The sequence below is a fragment of the Pseudalkalibacillus salsuginis genome (assembly GCF_021646685.1).
GTDB lineage: Bacteria > Bacillota > Bacilli > Bacillales > Fictibacillaceae > Pseudalkalibacillus > Pseudalkalibacillus salsuginis.
In genome coordinates, this window is the sequence record NZ_JAKJHW010000006.1 from 147,397 (window position 1) to 168,736 (window position 21,340).

A 21,340-nucleotide genomic window follows, 5' to 3' on the forward strand; every position below is an offset into this window, starting at 1 on the left:
AGGCGAGCACCTTTCCAGGCTGCTCGCCTTCAGCTTATTCTTTTTTGAAGACTCCTGGTGTGGAAATAGGAATCAAGACAGGATTTTATAAAAACGTGACAAATATTGAAAAGATCACGAAATTCAGCTAAAACATACCCATTATACAAGGGAGTGGAAGAGAGACATGATCAAACATATTACCGTCATCGGTTCCGGTGTCATGGGAAGAGGAATCGCCTATGTTGCCGCTGTTGGGGGGTATAAGACGACACTTGTTGATATTGCTGAAAAGGCATTGGAGAGTGCAAAGACCGAAATCAACGCGACTTTTGCAAAAGGTGTCCAGCGTAATAAGCTGACTGAAGAAGAAGCGGATGAAGGCATGGAACGTATGTCGTATTCATCTGAACTTGAAGGGACAGTATCGGATACAGATATGGTGATTGAAGCTGTTCCAGAGAATCTTGAGATCAAGCGGAACGTATTCGAGATGATTGATCAGCATGCACCACAGCATTGCTATTTTGCGACGAATACATCTACGATGAGTCCTACAGAAATCGCTTCTTTTACAAACCGGCCAGGAAAAGTGATCGCGATGCATTTTTTCAACCCCGTTCATAAGATGCCTTTGATCGAAATCATCAAAGGACTTGATACGGCCGAAGATACAGTAAAAGTTGCGAATGAAGTGGCTGTGAAAATGGGGAAAGAAACAGTTACAGTCAATGAATTTCCTGGCTTTGTGACCAGCCGGATCAGTGCGCTTGTCGGAAATGAAGCATTCTATATGCTTCAAGAAGGCGTTGCGTCTCCTGAAGAAATCGACAAGGCGATCAAGCTCGGACTCAACTATCCGATGGGGCCATTCGAGCTGGGAGACCTCGTCGGATTGGATACACGTCTCAATAATTTGAAGTATCTACATGAAACATTAGGTGAGAAATATCGCCCATGCCCGCTGCTAGTCAAATATGTAAACGCTGGTCGTATCGGAAGGAAAGCAGGTATAGGTGTTTATGATTACAGGGAGCAGGGAGGTTCTGACAATGCGTGAAGTCGTCATAGTGGATGCAGTGAGGACGCCGATCGGGCGATATAAAGGAGCATTGAAAAATGTTCGTCCGGATGACCTTGGAAGCATCATCATCAAATCCTTGCTTCAACGTAACCCGAACATGCCCAGGGAGCAGATTGAAGAAGTCGTGTTCGGAAATGCGAACGGAGCTGGGGAGGAAAATCGTAATGTTGCGAGAATGTCAGCGTTGCTTGCTGATCTGCCGGTTGAAGTTGGCGGGACGACGATCAATCGTCTATGCGGCTCTGGCTTGGATGCGGTCTCCTATGCTGCGCGTGCAATCATGGCTGATGAGGGGGAAGTCTTCATTGCAGGTGGAACGGAAAGCATGACTCGTGCACCGTATGTAATGGGGAAACCTGAGGTAGACTTCCCTCGCGGCAACAGGGAAATGTTCGATACGACTATCGGCTGGAGATTCGTGAACCCGGCATTGGAAGAAAGATTTGGAACCGATAGCATGCCAGAAACGGCTGAAAACGTCGCAAAAGCCTATGATATAGGGCGTGAAGAGCAAGATCAGTTCGCATATGAAAGCCAGATGAAGGCGAAACGGGCAATGGCAGAAGGGCGATTGAAAGAAGAAATCGTTCCTGTCACTTATAAGGACCATAAAGGGAATGAGATTGTCGTCGATATTGATGAACATCCACGTCCGAACAGTTCACTTGAAAAACTTTCAAGCTTGAAACCGCTCTTCAAGGATGGGACTATAACAGCTGGGAATGCATCCGGGATCAATGATGGGGCATCTGCCGTGTTGCTCATGAGTAAGGAAAAGGCTGATGAGCTTGGCCTTAAGCCGTTAGCACGGTACATCACATCTGCCGCCGTTGGGCTTGAACCTCGGGTCATGGGACTTGGACCGATCCATGCGTCTCGAAAAGCATTGAAACGGGCAGGATTGTCGATAAGAGACATTGGGTTGATCGAGTTGAACGAAGCGTTTGCTTCCCAATCATTGGAGTGTATCCGACAGCTTGAATTGGATCCGTCACGCGTCAATGTAAACGGTGGAGCGATTGCTTATGGACATCCCCTTGGAGCCAGCGGGGCGAGGATATTGACAACACTTGTCCATGAAATGAAGAAGCAGAAGACAAGGTACGGCCTTGCGACGATGTGTATCGGAGTCGGACAAGGAATCGCTGCCATCGTCGAGGGTTACGACTATTAATTTTGGGGGAATCAGAGATGTCATCGATCTTATACGAAGTTAAAAATCATATTGCCTATGTGACACTGAACCGACCAGATGTACTAAATTGCTTTAATTACGATACATTGAAAAAGTTAGGCGAAATCGTTGAAGAAATCCATCATGACCCTGAAGTTCGCGTAGTCATTTTTACAGGAGCAGGTGAGAAAGCGTTCAGTGCAGGGGCTGATTTGAAGGAACGTAAAACCTTGACAGAAAATGAAGTACGGCGCAATGTGACGAAAATAAGAGATGTGTTCACAGCGGTCGATAAGCTTCCACAACCTACGATTGCAGCAATGAACGGCTATGCCTTCGGTGGCGGATTCGAGCTTGCGCTTGCATGTGACTTCCGAATCGCGGTCGATACGAAGATGGGCTTGACAGAGCTTGGCTGGGCGATTATCCCTGGTGCAGGCGGAACACAGCGCCTTCCTCGGTTGATTGGACAAGCGAAAGCGATGGAATTGATTTTGACCGCTCAAAAGCTATCTTCTGATGAAGCATTGCAATACGGAATCGTCAATGAAGTGGTTTCTTCGGATAAATTGATTGAAACGGCTGAACAATGGGCAGAAAGAATGTTGAAGAATGGTCCAATTGCTTTAAAGCAAGCAAAATATGCAATCAAACAAGGCATGAATGTCGATTTGGAAACCGGCCTTAATATAGAAGCAAAGGCCTATGAAGTAACGATTCCGACGAAGGATCGGGTCGAAGCACTCGTTGCTTTCAGTGAAAAACGTCCTCCAGAGTTTAAAGGAGAATGACGTTAAAAGACTGTCCATCCTTTTTGGCGAGATATTGAAAAGAAATGCTTTTTAGCGGAATCCATGGCTCAATCTGTGCTGAAACTTGATTTCGCCAAGTTTTCTATTCGCCTCATGGCATAAGGGCAACTACGGCTCAATCTGCGCTGAAACTTGATTTCACCAAGTTTTCTATATATGATTGTGAGTAATTTGAAAGATAGAATCGGAAAAGGATGAACACCATGCAGAACAGTCTTAATACGCGTTCAATGATTTTTACGTTATATGGAGATTACATCCGTCACTATGGCAACGATATATGGATTGGGAGTCTTATTCGCTTGCTGAAGGAGTTCGGACATAATGAACAGTCAGTCCGTGCGGCTATTTCCAGAATGAACAAGCAAGGATGGGTCACTGCTGAACGGAAAGGGAACAAAAGCTATTATCGGTTGACGGAGCAAGGCGTTGAACGGATTGAAGAAGCCGCAAACCGGATCTTCAAGCTCCAACCCCAAACGTGGGATGGAAAATGGAGAATGTTCACATACACCATTCCAGAAGACAAAAGGAGCATCCGTGATGAGCTTCGGAAAGAACTCGTTTGGAGTGGTTTCGGTCTGCTCTCCAACAGCTTCTGGATTTCACCGAATCAACAAGAGAAACAAGTGAATCAGATGATTGAGAAGTATGACATCCGAGATTATGTCCATTTCTTCGTGTCTGAATATAAAGGGCCTCATAAGAGTGAAAAACTCGTTGAAGAATGCTGGGATCTCCAAGAAATCAATATGAAATACGAGGAATTCATCAAAACGTACAGTCAAAGATATGTGATCGATAAGAGCAAGATTGAAAAAGGTGGAAAGTCCGATGGTGAGTGTTTTGTGGAACGGACGAAGCTTGTCCATGAATATCGGAAGTTTCTATTCGTTGATCCTGGATTACCTCAAGAATTGTTGCCGAAAAAATGGCTTGGTGATTATGCGGCAGATCTTTTCAGCGACTATTATAAAGCGTTGGCACAACCTGCCAGCCGTTTCTTCGAGGCTGTTTTCAGCGAAGGAAATGAAGTGAAGAAGCGTGATAAGAAGTATGACGCGTTGAACCATCCGCTGATCTTCGAATCGAATAATTAAGCTCCAATATTACAAATACCGGGCACTAGAGACCTTATTTGTGAAAAACCTTATTTTTCGAAGACCAAGCGGGCCACCAGAGACTTCACTCCATTAAAATCATAGTAAATCAGTCCTTATTCAAAAATAAGAACCTATATGTCCGCTTAATTAGTGAGGATTTTGGTTCCGGCGGTTTAGACTAAGGAAAATGGGGCTGGCCTATATGCACTTACGCTTGATTTCGCCAAGTATTCTTTTCGCCTCATGGCATAAGGGCAACTATGGCTCAATCTGCGCTTGTGTTTGATTTCGCCAAGTTTTCTTTACTTTATTGGGGTCATTTGTTCTTTAAACTCTTTGCCCTTTTGCTCGTAAGTGTCGATGGTCAATTGGATCAGTTCAAGGTCTTTCTCGGTGAGTTCACGGACCACTTTACCAGGGGACCCCATCACCATTGTCCGGGGAGGGATCTTCTTTCCAGGCGGGATCAACGTATTCGCACCGATGAAGGCAGATTCACCGATTTCTGCCCCATCGAGAATCGTCGCTCCCATACCGACTAAAGCGCCTTTACGGATCGTACAACCGTGTAAGATGACATTATGGCCGATTGATACTTCGTCCTCTAGAATCAAAGGAAACTCTTCATACAGATGGCATGTACAGTTATCCTGGATATTGGTACGCTCGCCGATACGGATTGGAGCTTCATCTCCGCGAATGACTGTATTGAACCAGACACTTGAATTTTTACCGATTGTAACGTCACCGATGATATGTACACCTGGTGCGACGAAAACGGAGTCGTTAACTTTCGGACTTTTACCGTTGTAGGGATATAGCATATGTAAAAACCTCCTTGAAAGCGTTTCCTCGATTATATCATATCAGGAAAAGATGGCCTCCTTACAAGCATAAATGGTGATCGGAATTCTGGCGAGGCGACTGCGGACGGAAAAAGGGCTTGAAAAGATCCAAGAAGGTGAATGCTAAAAAAATTGTGCGGCTTGATGTACGGTTGCTCGACCTGATCCATGTTGCTCGACACAGCTGATTAAACGAGCAGTATCTTTAAAAATACTTACCTTCAAGAGAGAGGATCATCAATATGAACCCTTTATACCAGTTACTTGACATCAAATACCCAATCATCCAAGGAGGAATGGGGAACGCTTCCAATGCTCCATTGACTGCTGCCATTTCTGAATCCGGGGGTTTGGGGACAATAGGGATCGGGACCTTTCAACCAGATGAAATCGAAGAGCTGATCACACAAACCAAAAAACTGACGGATAAGCCATTTGCGGTCAATATTCCATTAAGTGTATCCCCAGCCGTAAAGGAAACAGCAATGTTAATGTTCCAATATGGAGTTCCTGTAGTGGTGTTATCCGCAGGGAATCCTGCACCGTTCATCCCTAAGTTCAAAGCACGGGGTGTAACGGTGATTTGCGTCGTCGCTTCTGTCAAGCATGCCCGTAAAGCTGAAAAAGCAGGGGCGGACATCATAGTAGCAGAAGGTTATGAAGCCGCTGGGATCAATGCAACGGAGGAATCGACGACCATGACGCTTATTCCGCAGGTAGTGGATGCTGTTAATATCCCTGTCGTTGCAGCAGGAGGTATTGGGGATGGGCGAGGTCTTGCGGCTGCTATGGCTCTTGGTGCCTCAGGCGTGCAGATGGGGACACGTTTCATTGCCACGCATGAGGGAGTTTTCCATGAGAACTATAAGCAAAAACTGATTGAAGCCGGAGATACAGAGACTGTAATTGTCGGTAGAAGCTATGGGAAAATCCGTCGATTGATGAAGACGCCTTATGCTAAACTACTGCTGGATGACGAAGCAGGAGGGGCAGACCTTCAATCATTCATGGATAAAACGACTGAGGATTATCATCGAGAAGGGGCTGTAAAGGGGAATTTGGAAGAAGGCTTTATCAATTCTGGCCAAATCGCAGGCTTGGTCCATGACATACCAACGGTCTCAGAGTTGCTGGAAAGGATGATGAACGAAGCGCAAGATGTATCCAAATCCCTTACTGAACGTTTTTAAGTGGTAACCATCCAGTTGTGAGAATTGTTTGACTATTTATTGACAATTATATACCCCCTTGATACGATTACGATAAATTCACGAATTGTAAGAAATATGAAGTCTGCATCATGAAATCCGCTAATCCCTTACCATTCGTGATAATGCATACAATTTGAGGGGGAATAAAGGTTGAATAAGTTCTGGAAGTCAATCGTCGGTGTCTCTTTGGCAGGTGTCATGTTGATCAGTGGGTGTGGAACGACAGATGATGCCACAGGGGATGAGGGATCAGGGGAAAAGAAGGTGACCGTAGCGATCAATCAGTTTGTGGAGCATCCTTCCCTTGATGAAGCTACTGAAGGCTTCAAGAAAGCTCTTGAGGAAAAAGGTTTTGTAGAAGGCGAGAATATCACGTATATCATAGACAGTGCTCAAGCTGACATGAACAATATCCATACAATCGCCAAAAAGCATGTTTCAGAAGGTGTAGATCTCATATTTGCAAATGCTACCCCAAGTGCACAAGCAAGTGTACAAGCCATTACGAAAGAAAATGCTGAAATACCCGTCATCTTCACGTCAGTGACTGATCCTGTCGGGGCAGGACTGGTTGAAGCGATGGATAAGCCTTCTGAATGGGTGACGGGAACGAGTGATACTCACCCTGATGCGATTCCGAACACAATCCAATTCATTGATGAGCAAACGGATGCAAAAAAAATAGGTGTATTATATAATCCTGGAGAACAGAATTCGGTCTCCCAGCTGGAAACCGTCAAAAAAGCGATTGAAGGTACGGATTTACAGGTTGTCGAAAAGAGTGTATCGACAACGGCAGATGTAAAGCAAGCTGCAGAAAGCCTTGTAGGTGAAGCGGACGTATTTTACATCAATACAGATAATACGGTCGTATCTGCTTTAGAGACTGTAATCAAAATTGCTCAAGATGAAGGAATTCCATTGTTTTCAGGAGATCTGGACTCCGTTGAACGAGGTACACTGGCAGCATACGGATTCGATTATGGTGATCTTGGATATGAAACAGGGCTGATCGCAGCTGAAATATTAAAGGGTAACAAGAAACCTTCTGATTTTGAAGTACAATACCCGCAAAATCTGAAATTGGTCATCAATAAAAAAGCAGCAGAAGCAATGGGCGTCGAATTGAAATCAGAATGGGAAGCAATGGCAGAATACATCGAATAATAATTAAATAGAGAGGAGATGGTAAAATGTTCTCGATTATGTTCCCAGCTGTAGAATCAGGCGTCATATACGCACTTATGGCACTTGGCGTTTACCTCTCCTTTCGTATTCTTGACTTCCCCGATCTAACAGTAGATGGGAGCTTCGTCACCGGAGCTGGTGTCGCTGCCATTATACTTTTCAATGGGCAATCTCCTATTCTCGCAACATTGGCAGGAATGGGTTCAGGCTTTATTGCTGGCTGTATCACAGGGGTTTTGCATACGAAAGGAAAAATCAATCCATTACTATCCGGAATTTTGATGATGATCGCCTTATATTCAATCAACTTGCGGATCATGCAGGATCGTCCGAACATCCCATTGTTGAACCAGGAGACGATATTTTCTCAATTTGAAGCGTTATGGGACAAGATCGGAATTGATGAAGCACTGAGTTCGGCGTTTGCTGGAATCGGTCTTAATCCTTCCACATGGTCAATCATGTTTTTAATGATCCTCATTACTTTGACAATAAAATTTTTCACAGACTGGTTCTTGAAAACAGAGATCGGTCTTGCGTTGAGGGCAACTGGTGATAACAAACAGATGATCCGGAGTTTCTCAGCAGATACGAATACATTGACAGTGTTAGGCCTAGGCGTTTCAAACGCTTTCGTAGCCCTGTCAGGCGCTTTGATTGCCCAATACAATTCGTTTGCCGATATTGGAATGGGTCTTGGAATGATCATCATCGGATTAGCATCTGTCATCATTGGAGAGGCGTTGTTCGGAACGAAGACGATCATGAGAACAACCCTAGCTGTCATCGGTGGAGCGATCATTTATCGGATCGTCATTTCTATCGCATTGAAAGTCGGTTTCAACCCAGGGGATATGAAATTGATCACAGCCACCCTGGTAGTGATTGCATTAATACTTCCTAAAATTCTCGATAGTCAAAAAGAGCGGAATCGAAAAAAGAGGAAACGACTTGATTTCGAAAAGATGTATGCCGTAGGACCCGGAAAGGAAGGGAAAAACGTTGCTTCAACTAAATCAGATTCACAAAGTATTTAATGAAGGGACACTGGATGAGAAAATCGCACTCTCCCATATCAATCTTGCCCTTGAGCCTGGGGACTTCGTAACGGTGATAGGAAGTAATGGTGCTGGAAAGTCCACATTGATGAACGTCATTGCTGGTGTGTTGGATCCTGATGTCGGTGAAGTGATCATCAAAAGTAAAAATGTCACCAACCTTCCAGAACACAAAAGGGCTGCATATATCGGCAGAGTGTTCCAAAACCCTCTCGCCGGAACTGCTCCGTCCATGTCAATCGAAGAAAACATGTCAATGGCCTATGCAAGGAATAAGAAAAGAAGTTTCCGCATCGCCGTTTCGAAAAAATCAAGAGGTTTTTTTCAGGAATCCCTGGAAACACTCCATTTAGGATTGGAAAATCGTCTGACTGCAAAAGTAGGGCTGCTATCAGGTGGGGAACGTCAGGCATTATCGCTATTGATGGCTACATTCACGGAACCGAAGATTTTACTTTTGGATGAACATACAGCTGCCCTCGACCCTTCCAGGGCAGAGCTCATCACGAAATTGACGAAAGAAATTGTCCAGCAGCATCAATTGACGACACTGATGGTCACCCATAATATGCAGCAAGCATTGGATCTGGGAAACCGCTTGATCATGATGGACAAAGGGCAGATCATCCTGGAAGTAAGCGGAGAAGATAAACAAAATCTGACGATCGAACAGCTTTTACATGAATTCCAACGTATACGCGGTACGAAAATGACAAGTGATCGTACATTGTTAAATTGAATAGTCAAAGGATAGGTTCAACTGTCAGAAATTAACGGTTGCCCATCCTTTTTATCTTTGATACAACTGAGTGATAAAAACAGAGAGAAAAGTGGAGGTAGTTATGGCGCAGCAAGAGCAATGGGCATCAAAACTAACATTTATTTTAGCAGCAGCTGGTTCTGCAATCGGGCTTGGCGCGATCTGGAAGTTTCCATATGTAGCCGGGAACAGCGGTGGCGGGGCATTTTTTCTTATATTCCTGCTTTTTACATTACTAGTGGGTTTACCGTTATTATTAGCTGAATTCGTTATTGGACGAAGTACACAAAAAGAAGCCATTTCAGCCTATAGATCAATTGCTCCAGGATGGGAATTCATCGGCCGGATCGGAGTATTCAGTGCCTTTATCCTTTTATCCTTTTATAGTGTGATCGGAGGATGGATCCTTCTCTATTTCGGAGCAAGCATGACCGGTTATATTTCTGGCGTTGAGGATTATGAACAGTTCTTTGGAACGATCATATCCAATCCATGGACTGCGGTAGGCTCTCAACTAGTCTTCATCCTGTTGACGATCCTCGTAGTTGCACGGGGAATTAAGGAAGGTATTGAAAAGGCAAGTAAATGGATGATGCCTGCATTATTCATCCTGTTCTTGGTTTTGATCTTCCGTTCGTTGACATTGGACGGAGCGATGGAAGGGGTTAGATTCTTTCTTGAGCCGGACTTCAGTAAATTAACATCTGAAGGGGTTCTATTCGCATTAGGCCAGTCGTTCTTCTCTCTTAGTCTCGGTATTTCCGTTATGGTTACCTACAGCTCTTATTTATCAAAAACAGAAAGCTTGACCAAATCGGCTGGTTCAATCGTGGTGATGAACATCTTCATAACGATCCTTTCAGGGTTGGCGATTTTCCCAGCAGTCTTCTCTTTAGGCTTTGAGCCGACGGCAGGTCCGGGGTTGTTGTTTATCGTACTACCTTCAGTCTTTGCACAAATGCCGGCAGGAACGTTCTTCTTCATTATATTCTTGGCTTTGTTCCTGTTCGCAACATTGACATCGGCGTTCTCGATGCTTGAGATCATCGTCGCTTCGGTAGCGAAAGATTCCCGTCAGCGCCGTTCCAAGGCAGCTTGGTGGATCGGGATCGCGATTTTTGTTGTAGGTGTCCCATCTGCCTTGTCATACGGCATTTTAGGCAATATCACATTCTTTGACAAAATCATTTTTGATGTGATGGATTACTTGGTAAGTAACATCATGCTTCCATTAGGTGCCTTGATGATATCGATCTTTGTCCCTTGGAAAATGAAACGGGAAGTGCTTGTTGCAGAATTGACCGATGGCAGTAACGTTGGAAAACGGCTATTGGCGTTGTGGCTGCTGATTTTAAAATACTTTGTCCCACTCGTCATCATCATCGTTTTCCTGGATGTGCTAGAAGTCATATGAATTTAGAGGGAGAAGAGCAGCTTTTGCAGCTGCTCTTTTTTCCGTTGTACAAGCCTCCGTCTCGCCTATTTTAAGATAATCCTGGAGTTGTCGGGGTAATTTTCAAGTTGTCGGGATAATCTTGGAGTTGTTGAGATAATTTTCGAGTTGTCGAGATATTTTCAAAGTTGTAGCCTTACACTCCACTTTTGTTGAGATAAAGTTGATGAGGTCATTTTATAAGAGTCTGTCATGGTTTAAAATTCAAAAAAGGTGGAATTTTATAGCACAATGAGGCACGGACAACCTAGAATGTAACCATTGAAAGGGGAAACACCCCATGATGAAAGAAAAAGTCGCTGAGCATCAAGAGGTGTCGGCAAAGTGATCGATGCCGCAGAGCACAAAATTAGTGATCATCGGCTGTTCGGAACAATCATCATGATTTCTTCTGTGTTGTACGGATGTGATACCAAACGGATCAGCGAAATGCTACATCGGTTCAGTCGCCTTAGAGATCCAGGAAGTTAACCCTGGAACGGACTTTGCAGCATCAAGGCGAAGAGCATAAAGAGGATTGGTTGAAGGTGGATGATATTGCAGAAGCAGCTTCCGCACCAAACATATCGTCATTAATGAAATCACCCTCCACTCAGAAATATCCAATACATTAAGAAAAAAAACAAAAAAGCAAAGATGAAGATGACTCGGTAGGTATCGCAATTCACAAATTGACGTTCCCGTTAGTGAATTCGGCATACGATTCCGGTCCCCTTTTTTATGAATGGGATATGACGATACACTAGTGTTAGAACTGATACTTTAAAGCGTTAAAACCCTGATGTTATAGGAAAAAATGAAGGTTCATGTAACAATGGTCCACGGACATTTCATTGCTTTTTATTAAACAAAATGATATTATATCGTTAAATAAACGTCATATTCAGTATGGATAATACTGACCAATTATAAGAAAAAAGAACTCGATTTTTTATAGGGACTAATGATGGTTCTGTTATATGCCATTCCCCTATACGATGAAATGGGAAGGGTTAAGGAGGCGGAAATTAATGAAGCCAGGTATGCAAGTTGGCCAACAGGCTACCATTACTGCAACAGTGACACCTGACATGTATGCACAGTTTGAGGGGAATCTCGTACATCCTGCTTATTCGACAGTTTCAATGGTCTATCATATGGAATGGGCAGCACGGCAAATTATCTTACCTTACCTTGAAGAACATGAGGAAGGGATCGGCGGAGGAGTTTCAGCAAAACATTTAAATCCTACACCTGCTGGAAGTGAAATAACGGTAACGGCTACGCTTAAGGAGATCATAGGAAAGGCAGTCATCTGTGATCTTGAAGTCCGGAATGATAAAGAAAAAATAGGTGAAGGCGAAGTCACCCAATATATACTACCGAAAGAGATAATCAAGAAAAAGATCGAGTCGATGAAGGCTTAATTTTTTGGATTCAAATGAAAGCGTTTACCTGTAATTAGATTAATAGAATTGGGGGATTACATCATGTTTGAACGCATCAATGGACATGAACAAGTTTTGTTTTGCAATGATCCTGATACAGGCTTGAAAGCGATCATAGCCATACATAATACGACACTGGGACCAGCACTTGGCGGTTGTCGTATGAGACCATACAAATCTACGGATGAAGCGATCGAAGATGTCCTTCGGCTTTCCAAAGGCATGACTTACAAATGTGCCGCTGCGGATGTCGACTTTGGCGGAGGGAAGGCGGTCATCATCGGTGATCCGCTAAAAGACCGTTCACCAGAATTATTCCGTGCTTTCGGCCAATTCGTCGAGTCTTTAAGCGGCCGTTTCTACACAGGGACGGATATGGGTACGACACCGGATGATTTCGTCCATGCTTTAAAAGAAACCAATTGCATCGTCGGTGTTCCTGAGGAATATGGCGGAAGTGGAGATTCATCGATTCCGACTGCAGAAGGTGTACTTTATGGTTTAAAGGCGACGAACAATGTTCTTTATGGTTCTGAAGATTTAAGTGGAAAGACTTATTCGATCCAAGGGTTAGGGAAGGTCGGTTATAAGGTGGCTGAGAAGCTTCTTGAAGATGGTGCTGATCTTTACGTGACAGATATAAATCAATACGCAATCCAAAGGATCATAGAACAGTCCGAGGGTCTGAAAGGGAATGTCAAAGTTATCGATGGGGAAGAGATCTACAGTGTTCCAGCGGATGTTTTCGTTCCTTGCGCGCTCGGCGGGGTCATCAATGATGAAACGATTGAACAGCTAAAGGTGAAGGCTGTTGTCGGATCAGCGAACAACCAGCTTTTAAGAGATGAACATGGCAAGTTCCTGCAGGAAAAAGGGATACTATATGCGCCGGATTACATCGTGAACGCTGGTGGACTCATCCAGGTATCTGATGAGCTGTACAGTCCGAACAAAGCACGTGTACTTGCAAAAACGAAAGCGATTTATGAAACGTTGATGGAGATCTATCAAAAATCGGAAGAACAATCAATCTCGACAGCAGAGTCTGCAAATCAATTTTGCAATGAACGCTTGGCGAAACGAATGAAGCGTAATAGCTTCTTCAGCCATAAAAAACGTCAAAAGTGGAACGTACGTAACTAAGGAGGGGTCTTATGGAAGCACAATTTCCAATGAAACAGATCTTGAATGAAGATGGTGTCGTAGTCAACTCTGAGTTTGAAAATGAGATGACCGAATCATTGACGAAAGAACTTTATATCAAAATGTTAAGAGCTCGGATGTTTGACCGTAAAGGCGTGAACTTACAGCGTCAAGGACGGATCGGTACGTATGTTCCATTTGAAGGGCAAGAAGCTGCACAGGTAGGTAGCTCCCTTGTTCTTAAGGAAGGTGACTGGATGTTCCCGACATACCGGGATCATGCGGCCACATTGACGTATGGGCACTCTGCCCGCAACTTGTTTTTATATTGGAAAGGTTACCCGATAGGTTGTGTCCCTCCGGAAGGGAAGAACATTTTCCCTCCAGCGGTTCCAATCGCATCGCAGTTGTTACATGCGACAGGGACAGCATGGGCTGAAAAGATGAAAGGTACTGACCGTTGTTCGATCGTCTATTTTGGAGACGGTGCAACATCAGAAGGCGATTTCCACGAGGGGCTTAATTTTGCGAGCGTATTCAATGCGCCTGTCATTTTTTTCAATCAAAACAACGGATTCGCAATCTCGGTGCCGATGGAAAAGCAGATGAAGACGAAAACGATCGCACAGAAAGCGGTAGCTTATGATATTCCTGGTGTCCGTATAGATGGAAACGATATTTTCGTCGTGTATTTTGAAACAAAGAAAGCGATGGAGCATGCTCGCAGCGGAAACGGCCCGACATTGATCGAAGCTGTCACCTATCGATACGGTGCCCATACGACAGCTGACGATCCAAGCAAGTACCGTGACCAGAAAGAAGCGAAACGACGCCGAGAAACGACGGATCCGCTTTTACGCCTTGAACGTTATATGGCGAACCAGGGGTACTTCGATGAAGCTTGGAAAACCCAGGTCGAAGAGGAGATCACCAAGGAAATCGAGCAGGCTGTAGAAGATATGGAAGCATTCGGTCCCGCTGAAATCACGGATATGTTTACTCATGTTTTCCATACACCAACATGGTCTATACAGGAACAGTTCGATTCATTCCAGTCCCGTATGAAGGAGGAAGTATAAATGAGTACAGCGGTTAGAATCCAGAAACTGACGATGGTCCAAGCGATCACTGATGCAATGGCGACAATGATGCGTGAACATGACGATGTACTCGTTTTAGGAGAGGATGTCGGTAAGAACGGTGGGGTATTCCGTGCAACCGACGGCCTCCAGGCTGAATTCGGTGAACAACGTGTCATCGATACACCATTAGCTGAATCAGGAATCATCGGAACATCAATCGGATTGGCGATGAACGGTTTCCGCCCGATTGCAGAAATGCAGTTTCTAGGGTTCATTTATCCTGCCTTCAACCAGATCATGACGCATGCTTCCCGTATTCGTTCACGGACGCTCGGGCATTTTACTGTACCGATGGTCATTCGTGCTCCTTTTGGAGCTGGAGTACGCGCTCCGGAAATCCACTCTGACAGTGTTGAAGCCCTTTTTACACATATGCCTGGCATCAAGGTTGTCGTACCATCCAATGCTTATGATGCTAAAGGACTCTTGATTGCAAGCATCGAGGACCCTGATCCAGTGTTGTTCCTCGAGCCGATGCGATGCTACCGTTCACACAAGCTTGAGGTCCCTGAAGAAAAATATAAGGTCGAAATCGGAAAAGGAGCCCGTCTTCAAGAAGGAGAAGACATCTCCTTGATTGCATGGGGTGCGATGATGGATGTCGTAAAGAAAGCTGCTAAGGAAATAGAAGAAGCGGAAGGGATCACGTGTGACGTGCTGGACTTGCTTACGCTATACCCGCTTGATCGTAATCTGATTACGGAATCTGTCCAAAAGACAGGCCGTGCTGTCATCGTACATGAAGCCCCTGGAACAGGCGGAGTAGGGAACGATGTCGTTTCATTGATCAATGATACATCCTTCTTGCATTTGCGTGCACCGATCAAACGTGTGACCGGCCATGATACCCCTGTTCCGATGTTTGCCATCGAAGATCATTATCTGCCTGATGCTGAACGTGTCAAGCAAGCTATTACCGATACAGTACGCTTCTAAGATAGGAGGAAGAAAATGATTGAAGTAAAGCTCCACGACATCGGTGAAGGAATGACAGAAGGGGAGATCACCCATTTTCATGTCTCTCCTGGAGACGTAGTCAAAATCGATCAGCCACTTGTTGAGGTACAGACGGATAAGGTGACGGCTGAACTCCCATCCCCGGTTGCTGGTACTGTCAAAGAGATCAAAGCTTCTGAAGGTGAAGTGGTGACAGTCGGTACGACAATCATCCTAATTGAAAAAGAAGGCAGTATCCCTTCACAGGATAAACAGCCAAAAGAGCCAGTCCAGTTAAAAATCGAAACCCCATCTACAGGTCAAACTGGACTTGCAACGAATACTATCCAGTCGATGACCCGCTTGACGAGACGGGTACTTGCTGCTCCACATACGCGGAAGATCGCTCGTGAAAACAATATCGATATCGAGCAGGTCAACGGTTCTGGACCAGGCGGCCGTGTCACCGAAGAAGATATCTATCAATTTCTCAATGGCGGCCAACAACCTGGGATTCTTCAAGAAAAGGCCGATACACGAGAGGATGTAGCTGCTGCCAAACCCGCTGCGGAGGCAAAAGAAATCCCTTTCAAGGGCCGTCGGAAGCAGATTGCCCAAAAGATGACACAATCACGTTATACGATTCCACATGTGTCACATTTTGATGAAGTCGACCTTACGAATCTATTAGAATTGAAAAAATCCTTAAAGGCAGCTGATCCAGATGGCTCAGAAGGCATGAATGTTTCACTGGCAGCCTTTTTCGTAAAAGCACTACAGCTTGCACTTCGGGATTATCCGATCTTCAATGCGAAACTCGATGAAGAGAATGAAGTGATCCGTCTTGAAGGTGAAGTGAATATGGGGATCGCAACAGATGCTGATGACGGATTAATCGTCCCTGTAGTGAAGAACGTCGAACAGAAATCCATCTCCACGATCAACAGGGAAATGAAAGAGCTCATCCATAAAGCGAAAACGAATAAATTGAAGCCTTCGGAAATGAAAGGCGGTACATTCACGATCAGCAATGTTGGTCCTTTAGGAAGCACTGGTGCGACGCCGATCATCAACCACCCTGAAGTCGGTTTGATGGCCTTCCATAAGACCAAGAAAATGCCAGTTGTCATCAATGATGAAATCGTTATCCGTTCAATCATGAACGTGTCGATGACATTTGACCATCGAGTAGCGGACGGTGCTACCGCAGTCGCATTTACGAATCGCTTTATGCACTATATTGAAAACCCTGCAGCAATGACATTGGAGCTGATATAACATGGTAGTAGGCGAAGTAATCCAAGAACGTGAACTGATCATCGTCGGTGGGGGACCTGGCGGATACACTGCAGCAATCCGGGCGGCACAGCTTGGAATCGAGGTGACGTTGATTGAAAAAGGAGAACTGGGTGGCATCTGTCTAAGCAAAGGATGCATTCCATCCAAGGTTTTTGCACACACGGCAGATAAGCTGGGGGATTGGAAACATTTGGAGCAGATCGGAATTGAAGCTGGGAAGCCGAAGTTCAACATGGAGCAGCACCACAACAATATGAAGCAAACCGTATCTTCTTTACAGAAGGGCGTAGAAGCACTTTGTAAAGCCAATAAAATCGAAGTCATCAATGGTAGCGCCTCTTTTATGACGGGAAATCGGATCGGTGTTGAATCGGGCGATACGTTCGAGATGTATAAGTATGATAAAGTGATTATCGCTACAGGCGCTTCTTCTTATATGCCTGAGGAAATCGATACGCGGTTCACTCATGTCTTAAGGGCCCAAGACATCTATGGAATCCAGGAAGTGCCTGAGCATCTTGTAATCTATGGATCTGATTATATTGCTCTTGAAGCGGCTACAAGCTTCAATGCTATGGGCTCCAAGGTTACCATTGTCATAGACGGCGGCAATGATTTCGGGTTCGATCCAGATATCGATAAGGAATTGACACGTGTTTTGAAAAAATCAAAGATAAAAATCATCAAAGATGCTGTCATCGAAACTGTAAAGGAGGGTGGTGGGCAAGTCACGCTACACCTGATGAAACAGGATGAAAAACTGACGGTCGAAGGGTCTCATCTTCTTGTCTCCCTCGGCTTCCGGCCGAATACGAAAGAACTTGGCCTTGAAGCGTTATCAGTCGAAACGGACGACAACGGTTATCTAGTTGTCAACGAATTCAGTAAAACAACTGAAAAGAACGTGTACGCGGTCGGCGATGTGACCATTGGTCCTTCACTTGCGGTCAAAGCGATCAAGCAAGGGAAGGTAGCTGCAGAACACATTGCAGGGAAAGCACCTGAATTGAATCTCCGCTACATTCCGAGGGTCGTCCATACATCGACACCGATCGCTTACGCTGGTCTTACTGAAGAACAGGCGAAAGAGGAAGGTTACCAGGTTTCGACAGGCCAATTCGCCATGGCAGGAAATGGGTATGCAGGTCTCACGGGCAAGAAAGAAGGACTGGTCAAAATCGTCAAGGATGCAGAAACTGATCTTCTGCTTGGTGTGCACATGATCGGGCAGGGTGCCGTCGAGTTGATTTCATCGGGCATTACAGCCCTCGAAATGGCAGCAAGGGAAGAAGATCTATCGTATCCATTCTATCCTCATCCAAGTCTTAACGAGGGATGGCTGGAAGCACTTGAATCAATGACAGGAGAAGCGATTCATATTCCACCGAACAAACAACAGAAGAAGAAAGCCGAACCAGTCGGCTGAGGAAGAAGGGGCTGTCCCAATGAAAGTGCACAAACACTTATGGGAAGCCCTTTTTAAAAGGAAAAAAGTATAAAAATTTTGGTTGCGGTGAAGAAATGTCCAGCTCCAACGCCCAACCACTTGGATCACTTCAATCCTCCTGCGGCGGTCGACACATTGATTTAGGGTACCCACACAGAACCGAACTTTGTTTGGTTCGAGCCTCCTCGTCGGACTTCCAGTGACCTTCGTGGCTGACCAGGCGTTTGCGCTTTTATTTATACTTTGGCGGGAAGTTCAGCGGACACTAGAGGCCCTATTAGTATACATTCAAGGAAATACACTCAAGTTTTTTCACAGATAAGGACCGCGTATGTCCGGTAGGAACTCCAAACTGCTTGATTCTCTTCTCTAGCAACCCGTTAATTCGGACATGGATATGGGCTCATCCATTTCGATAATAGATGAACATGAACAATTCACAGGTCTCTTCCGACATATTTTCATAAGTATGGAGATGGTCCGCGGAAAAGCGGAAAGCTTCCATTGCTTTCAGTGAATGGATTGAATCATTCTCTATTGAGACATTCAGTTCCCCCTTGTGTACAAAGAGATATTCTTCGACACCAGCGCCATGGGCAGGGCTTGTATAGGAACAGCCGGGTTCTAATGTGATTGCATACGCTTCGATATTCCGGTTCGGATCAGTAGGGAAGAGAGTGTGTACCAAATAACGCCCATCATCTTCTAATAAAGGCTCGACATCATCTACCCTCACCTTTGAAAACGTCGGCGTTTCTTCTTCCACAAAGGAGGAAAAAGAAACACCTAGTCCAGAAGCAATCTTCCATAAGGTACTCACGGTAGGACTGGAGGTGCCTCGTTCGATCTGTCCCAGCATCGCTTTGCTGACCTTTGTCAACTTGGAAAGGTCATCTAGGCTTAATTTCCGTTCTGCACGGATTTTTTTTATTTTTTTTCCGATCAAATGATTGATTTCATATGACATCGCATTTTCTCCTTGACGAAAAATATGTTATAAAATACAATACGAATAATATAACATACATAACGTAAGATCAACAAAGGTTAAGGGAAGGTGGAGCTTCATGAATGTTGCCGTTACAAGGCGAATATCATCCTCTCTTTTCAGGAGCGGACTTCAAAAAGGAAGCAGTATAGCGATCGGATATATGCCTGTTGCTTTTACATTCGGTCTTCTTGCTAAAAGCTCTGGACTGAGTCTATTTGAAGCGGTCGGTATGAGTATTTTCGTATTTGCGGGTGCTGCCCAATACATTTCTCTAACCCTATTTGCCGCAGGGATCAGCGGCTTTGAAATCATACTCACCACATTCATCGTAAATATCCGCCATTTGCTGATGAGCGCTTCTATTTGTGAAAAGTCAGCAGATGATCCAAAATGGAAAAAGGCATTATATAGCTTCTTCATCACTGACGAGACCTTTTCAGTTTCAGCAGTACAAAGGGGAAACGTCCAAGCAGCTTTCATGCTTGGGGTCGGCCTTATCGCATGGAGTAGCTGGGTCGTGTTTTCCGGCATCGGGTACCTGGTCGGTTCAGGGTTGCCGACGATTTTACAGGAAAGCATGGGAATTGCTTTGTACGCATTGTTCATTGGTCTCCTTGTACCTAGCGCACGTAAGTCATTTAAAGTCATTCTGTTAGCTTCGATTGCTGCAGTTGTTAATAGCATTTTAACCTTCAATACACCGTTGTCAACAGGGTGGACGATCATCCTATCAACCTTGTTTGCAGCAGTCCTGATCGAATTGGTATGGAAAGGGGAGAAAACGGATGCTTGATTCGTATATCTGGATCATTTTAGGGATGGCGGCTGTCACGTATATTCCGAGAATGTTACCGCTGGTCGCATTTCAAACAGAATCAATCCCTCCGATCCTGCGCGGGGTGCTAAAAAATGTTCCATATGCTATCCTGGGTGCGCTGATTTTTCCAGGTATCGTTACATTTAACGGAGAGTTATGGATGGGGATCGTCGGTGCACTTACAGCCTTCATTGCAGCTTATTTCGGAGCGAGTCTCATTGTGATTGTCATCAGCTCGATAGGGGTTTTGAGCATCTGCAGTCTGCTGTTCGCTTAACAATCACTTTACTTTTCAAACGGTGAAATAAGTGGTATAGTGTATCTATTCCAAAAAGATGAGGTGGGCAAACATGGCGTTTTTGCTTCGTTATCTTATGATAGGATTTTTCTCTATAACAGCAGTATCGTTGATCGCCTTTCAATCAATTGAGATTTTCCAAGCATTCATTGAGACATTTTTCACGAATATGAAACATAAGTAAAGCGTTTACAAGGAGAGCTGAATTCAAGCTCTTTTTCTTTTATGTAAAATTAGTTTTCTTATTGAGATAATGGGAAAACTAGGTAAGAAACTATTATAAAGGAAATGATAATGTGAAACTTATTGCTATTGATATGGACGGTACACTTATCAACAACAATACAACGATCAATGAAGCGAATGTCAAAGCGATCCAAAAAGCACAGGAAGCTGGAATCCACGTTGTGGTAGCGACTGGACGTTCTTATGAGGAAGCGGTGACACCGATCCAGGAAGTTGGGCTCAGCCTTCCAATCATTGCGATAAACGGTGCTCAAATGAGAACGGTTGAAGGTAAGATCAAGCAAAGTATTGCGTTGTCAAAAGACACCTATTATGAGGCAGCAGAATTATTGAGCAACTACTCGATTTATTATGAAGTTTATACGAATAAAGGGACATTTAGTGACAACCCTGGAATGGCGGTTGACATCATCGTCGATATCATCAAAAGTGCCAACCCTGAAGTCAGCAATGAGCGTGCACATGAATTGGCAGCCTATCGTATCAGCAATGGGCGAATCCACACACTTGAAGATTATAAGGAAGTTGTTGAGGAACCAGACGTTGAAATTTATAAGCTGCTTGCCTTCTCAAAAAATGAAAAATCCCGTAAAGGGGCTTTAAATGATTTTCTTACCTTCAAAGACCTGGCTGTAAGTAAATCCGCTGAGGCAAATATCGAAATTACCCACCGTGATGCCCAAAAAGGAATCGCTGTGCAAAAATATGCTGAAGAGCTCGGAATTCCAATGCGAGAAGTCATGGCAATAGGCGATAACTACAACGATGTATCGATGTTTGAAATTGCAGGTTACAGTGTTGCGATGGGAAATGCTGAGGAAGATATAAAAAAGCTATGTACCTTCGTGACGAAAACAAATGATGAGAGCGGTGTCGCTTTCGCCATCCAAACATTCATGAAAAAGAATCGTGTAAGCTGATGAGTAA

21 protein-coding genes are annotated in these 21,340 nt (G+C 44.5%); 19 read left to right on the forward strand and 2 right to left on the reverse strand.

Annotation, left to right across the window (positions count from 1 at the left end):
- Positions 1–166: 166 nt before the first annotated feature.
- The 4 genes from L1611_RS15420 to paaX all read left to right on the forward strand — a co-directional run bounded on the left by L1611_RS15420 (position 167) and on the right by paaX (position 4,149).
- Positions 167–1,039 (forward strand): 3-hydroxyacyl-CoA dehydrogenase, encoded by an 873-nt coding sequence (locus tag L1611_RS15420; RefSeq protein WP_236314605.1) that lies wholly within the window; start codon positions 167–169, stop codon positions 1,037–1,039.
- The gene (locus L1611_RS15425) at positions 1,032–2,237 is read left to right on the forward strand and encodes a thiolase family protein (protein ID WP_236314606.1); all 1,206 of its coding nucleotides are present in this window, start codon (positions 1,032–1,034) and stop codon (positions 2,235–2,237) included. Before L1611_RS15420 ends, L1611_RS15425 begins: the two co-directional genes overlap by 8 nt.
- Positions 2,238–2,254: 17 nt before the next feature.
- Positions 2,255–3,028: an enoyl-CoA hydratase-related protein gene (locus L1611_RS15430; protein ID WP_236314607.1), complete on the forward strand. Its 774-nt coding sequence runs from the start codon at positions 2,255–2,257 to the stop codon at positions 3,026–3,028.
- Positions 3,029–3,252: 224 nt separating this feature from the next.
- On the forward strand, positions 3,253–4,149 hold the full coding sequence (paaX, locus tag L1611_RS15435; RefSeq protein ID WP_236314608.1) for a phenylacetic acid degradation operon negative regulatory protein PaaX: 897 nt from the start codon (positions 3,253–3,255) through the stop codon (positions 4,147–4,149).
- Between the two features lie 305 nt (positions 4,150–4,454).
- Here the strand turns inward: paaX and L1611_RS15440 are convergent, their stop codons facing one another.
- On the reverse strand, positions 4,455–4,976 hold the full coding sequence (locus L1611_RS15440) for a gamma carbonic anhydrase family protein (protein ID WP_236314609.1): 522 nt from the start codon (positions 4,974–4,976) through the stop codon (positions 4,455–4,457).
- A gap of 263 nt (positions 4,977–5,239) precedes the next feature.
- On the opposite strand from L1611_RS15440, the gene L1611_RS15445 reads away from it, so the two are divergent.
- The 11 genes from L1611_RS15445 (at position 5,240) to lpdA (ending at position 18,040) form a co-directional block, all read left to right on the forward strand.
- Complete coding sequence (locus L1611_RS15445) at positions 5,240–6,187, forward strand: NAD(P)H-dependent flavin oxidoreductase (protein ID WP_236314610.1); 948 nt, start codon at positions 5,240–5,242, stop codon at positions 6,185–6,187.
- Between the two features lie 219 nt (positions 6,188–6,406).
- Complete coding sequence (locus L1611_RS15450) at positions 6,407–7,375, forward strand: ABC transporter substrate-binding protein (protein WP_236314728.1); 969 nt, start codon at positions 6,407–6,409, stop codon at positions 7,373–7,375.
- A 26-nt stretch (positions 7,376–7,401) separates the two neighbouring features.
- Positions 7,402–8,433 (forward strand): ABC transporter permease, encoded by a 1,032-nt coding sequence (locus tag L1611_RS15455; protein WP_236314611.1) that lies wholly within the window; start codon positions 7,402–7,404, stop codon positions 8,431–8,433.
- Complete coding sequence (locus tag L1611_RS15460) at positions 8,399–9,193, forward strand: ABC transporter ATP-binding protein (protein ID WP_236314612.1); 795 nt, start codon at positions 8,399–8,401, stop codon at positions 9,191–9,193. Before L1611_RS15455 ends, L1611_RS15460 begins: the two co-directional genes overlap by 35 nt.
- Before the next feature lie 103 nt (positions 9,194–9,296).
- Positions 9,297–10,628, forward strand: a complete 1,332-nt coding sequence (locus L1611_RS15465) for a sodium-dependent transporter (RefSeq protein WP_236314613.1) — start codon at positions 9,297–9,299, stop codon at positions 10,626–10,628.
- A gap of 1,049 nt (positions 10,629–11,677) precedes the next feature.
- On the forward strand, positions 11,678–12,073 hold the full coding sequence (locus L1611_RS15470; protein ID WP_236314614.1) for a thioesterase family protein: 396 nt from the start codon (positions 11,678–11,680) through the stop codon (positions 12,071–12,073).
- Between the two features lie 63 nt (positions 12,074–12,136).
- Positions 12,137–13,237 (forward strand): Glu/Leu/Phe/Val dehydrogenase dimerization domain-containing protein, encoded by a 1,101-nt coding sequence (locus L1611_RS15475; RefSeq protein ID WP_236314615.1) that lies wholly within the window; start codon positions 12,137–12,139, stop codon positions 13,235–13,237.
- Between the two features lie 11 nt (positions 13,238–13,248).
- Positions 13,249–14,316: a pyruvate dehydrogenase (acetyl-transferring) E1 component subunit alpha gene (gene pdhA / locus L1611_RS15480; protein WP_236314616.1), complete on the forward strand. Its 1,068-nt coding sequence runs from the start codon at positions 13,249–13,251 to the stop codon at positions 14,314–14,316.
- Positions 14,317–15,315: an alpha-ketoacid dehydrogenase subunit beta gene (locus tag L1611_RS15485; protein ID WP_236314617.1), complete on the forward strand. Its 999-nt coding sequence runs from the start codon at positions 14,317–14,319 to the stop codon at positions 15,313–15,315. It abuts the gene before it with no gap.
- A 15-nt stretch (positions 15,316–15,330) separates the two neighbouring features.
- Positions 15,331–16,593 carry a dihydrolipoamide acetyltransferase family protein gene (locus L1611_RS15490; protein ID WP_236314618.1) on the forward strand — a complete coding sequence of 421 codons (1,263 nt, stop codon included), beginning with the start codon at positions 15,331–15,333 and terminating at the stop codon, positions 16,591–16,593.
- Position 16,594: 1 nt separating this feature from the next.
- Complete coding sequence (lpdA, locus tag L1611_RS15495; protein WP_236314619.1) at positions 16,595–18,040, forward strand: dihydrolipoyl dehydrogenase; 1,446 nt, start codon at positions 16,595–16,597, stop codon at positions 18,038–18,040.
- A 424-nt stretch (positions 18,041–18,464) separates the two neighbouring features.
- Here the strand turns inward: lpdA and L1611_RS15500 are convergent, their stop codons facing one another.
- Positions 18,465–19,028 (reverse strand): helix-turn-helix domain-containing protein, encoded by a 564-nt coding sequence (locus L1611_RS15500; RefSeq protein ID WP_236314620.1) that lies wholly within the window; start codon positions 19,026–19,028, stop codon positions 18,465–18,467.
- A gap of 100 nt (positions 19,029–19,128) precedes the next feature.
- Between L1611_RS15500 and L1611_RS15505 the strand changes: the two genes are divergently transcribed.
- From L1611_RS15505 to L1611_RS15515, 4 genes are all read left to right on the forward strand, one after another.
- The gene (locus L1611_RS15505) at positions 19,129–19,845 is read left to right on the forward strand and encodes an AzlC family ABC transporter permease (protein ID WP_236314621.1); all 717 of its coding nucleotides are present in this window, start codon (positions 19,129–19,131) and stop codon (positions 19,843–19,845) included.
- Positions 19,838–20,146 (forward strand): AzlD domain-containing protein, encoded by a 309-nt coding sequence (locus L1611_RS15510; RefSeq protein WP_236314622.1) that lies wholly within the window; start codon positions 19,838–19,840, stop codon positions 20,144–20,146. The genes L1611_RS15505 and L1611_RS15510 overlap by 8 nt, the downstream gene beginning before the upstream one ends.
- 73 nt (positions 20,147–20,219) lie before the next feature.
- On the forward strand, positions 20,220–20,351 hold the full coding sequence (locus tag L1611_RS20695; protein WP_265738477.1) for a hypothetical protein: 132 nt from the start codon (positions 20,220–20,222) through the stop codon (positions 20,349–20,351).
- Between the two features lie 112 nt (positions 20,352–20,463).
- Positions 20,464–21,333, forward strand: a complete 870-nt coding sequence (locus L1611_RS15515; protein ID WP_236314623.1) for a Cof-type HAD-IIB family hydrolase — start codon at positions 20,464–20,466, stop codon at positions 21,331–21,333.
- The last annotated feature ends 7 nt before the right edge of the window (positions 21,334–21,340 follow it).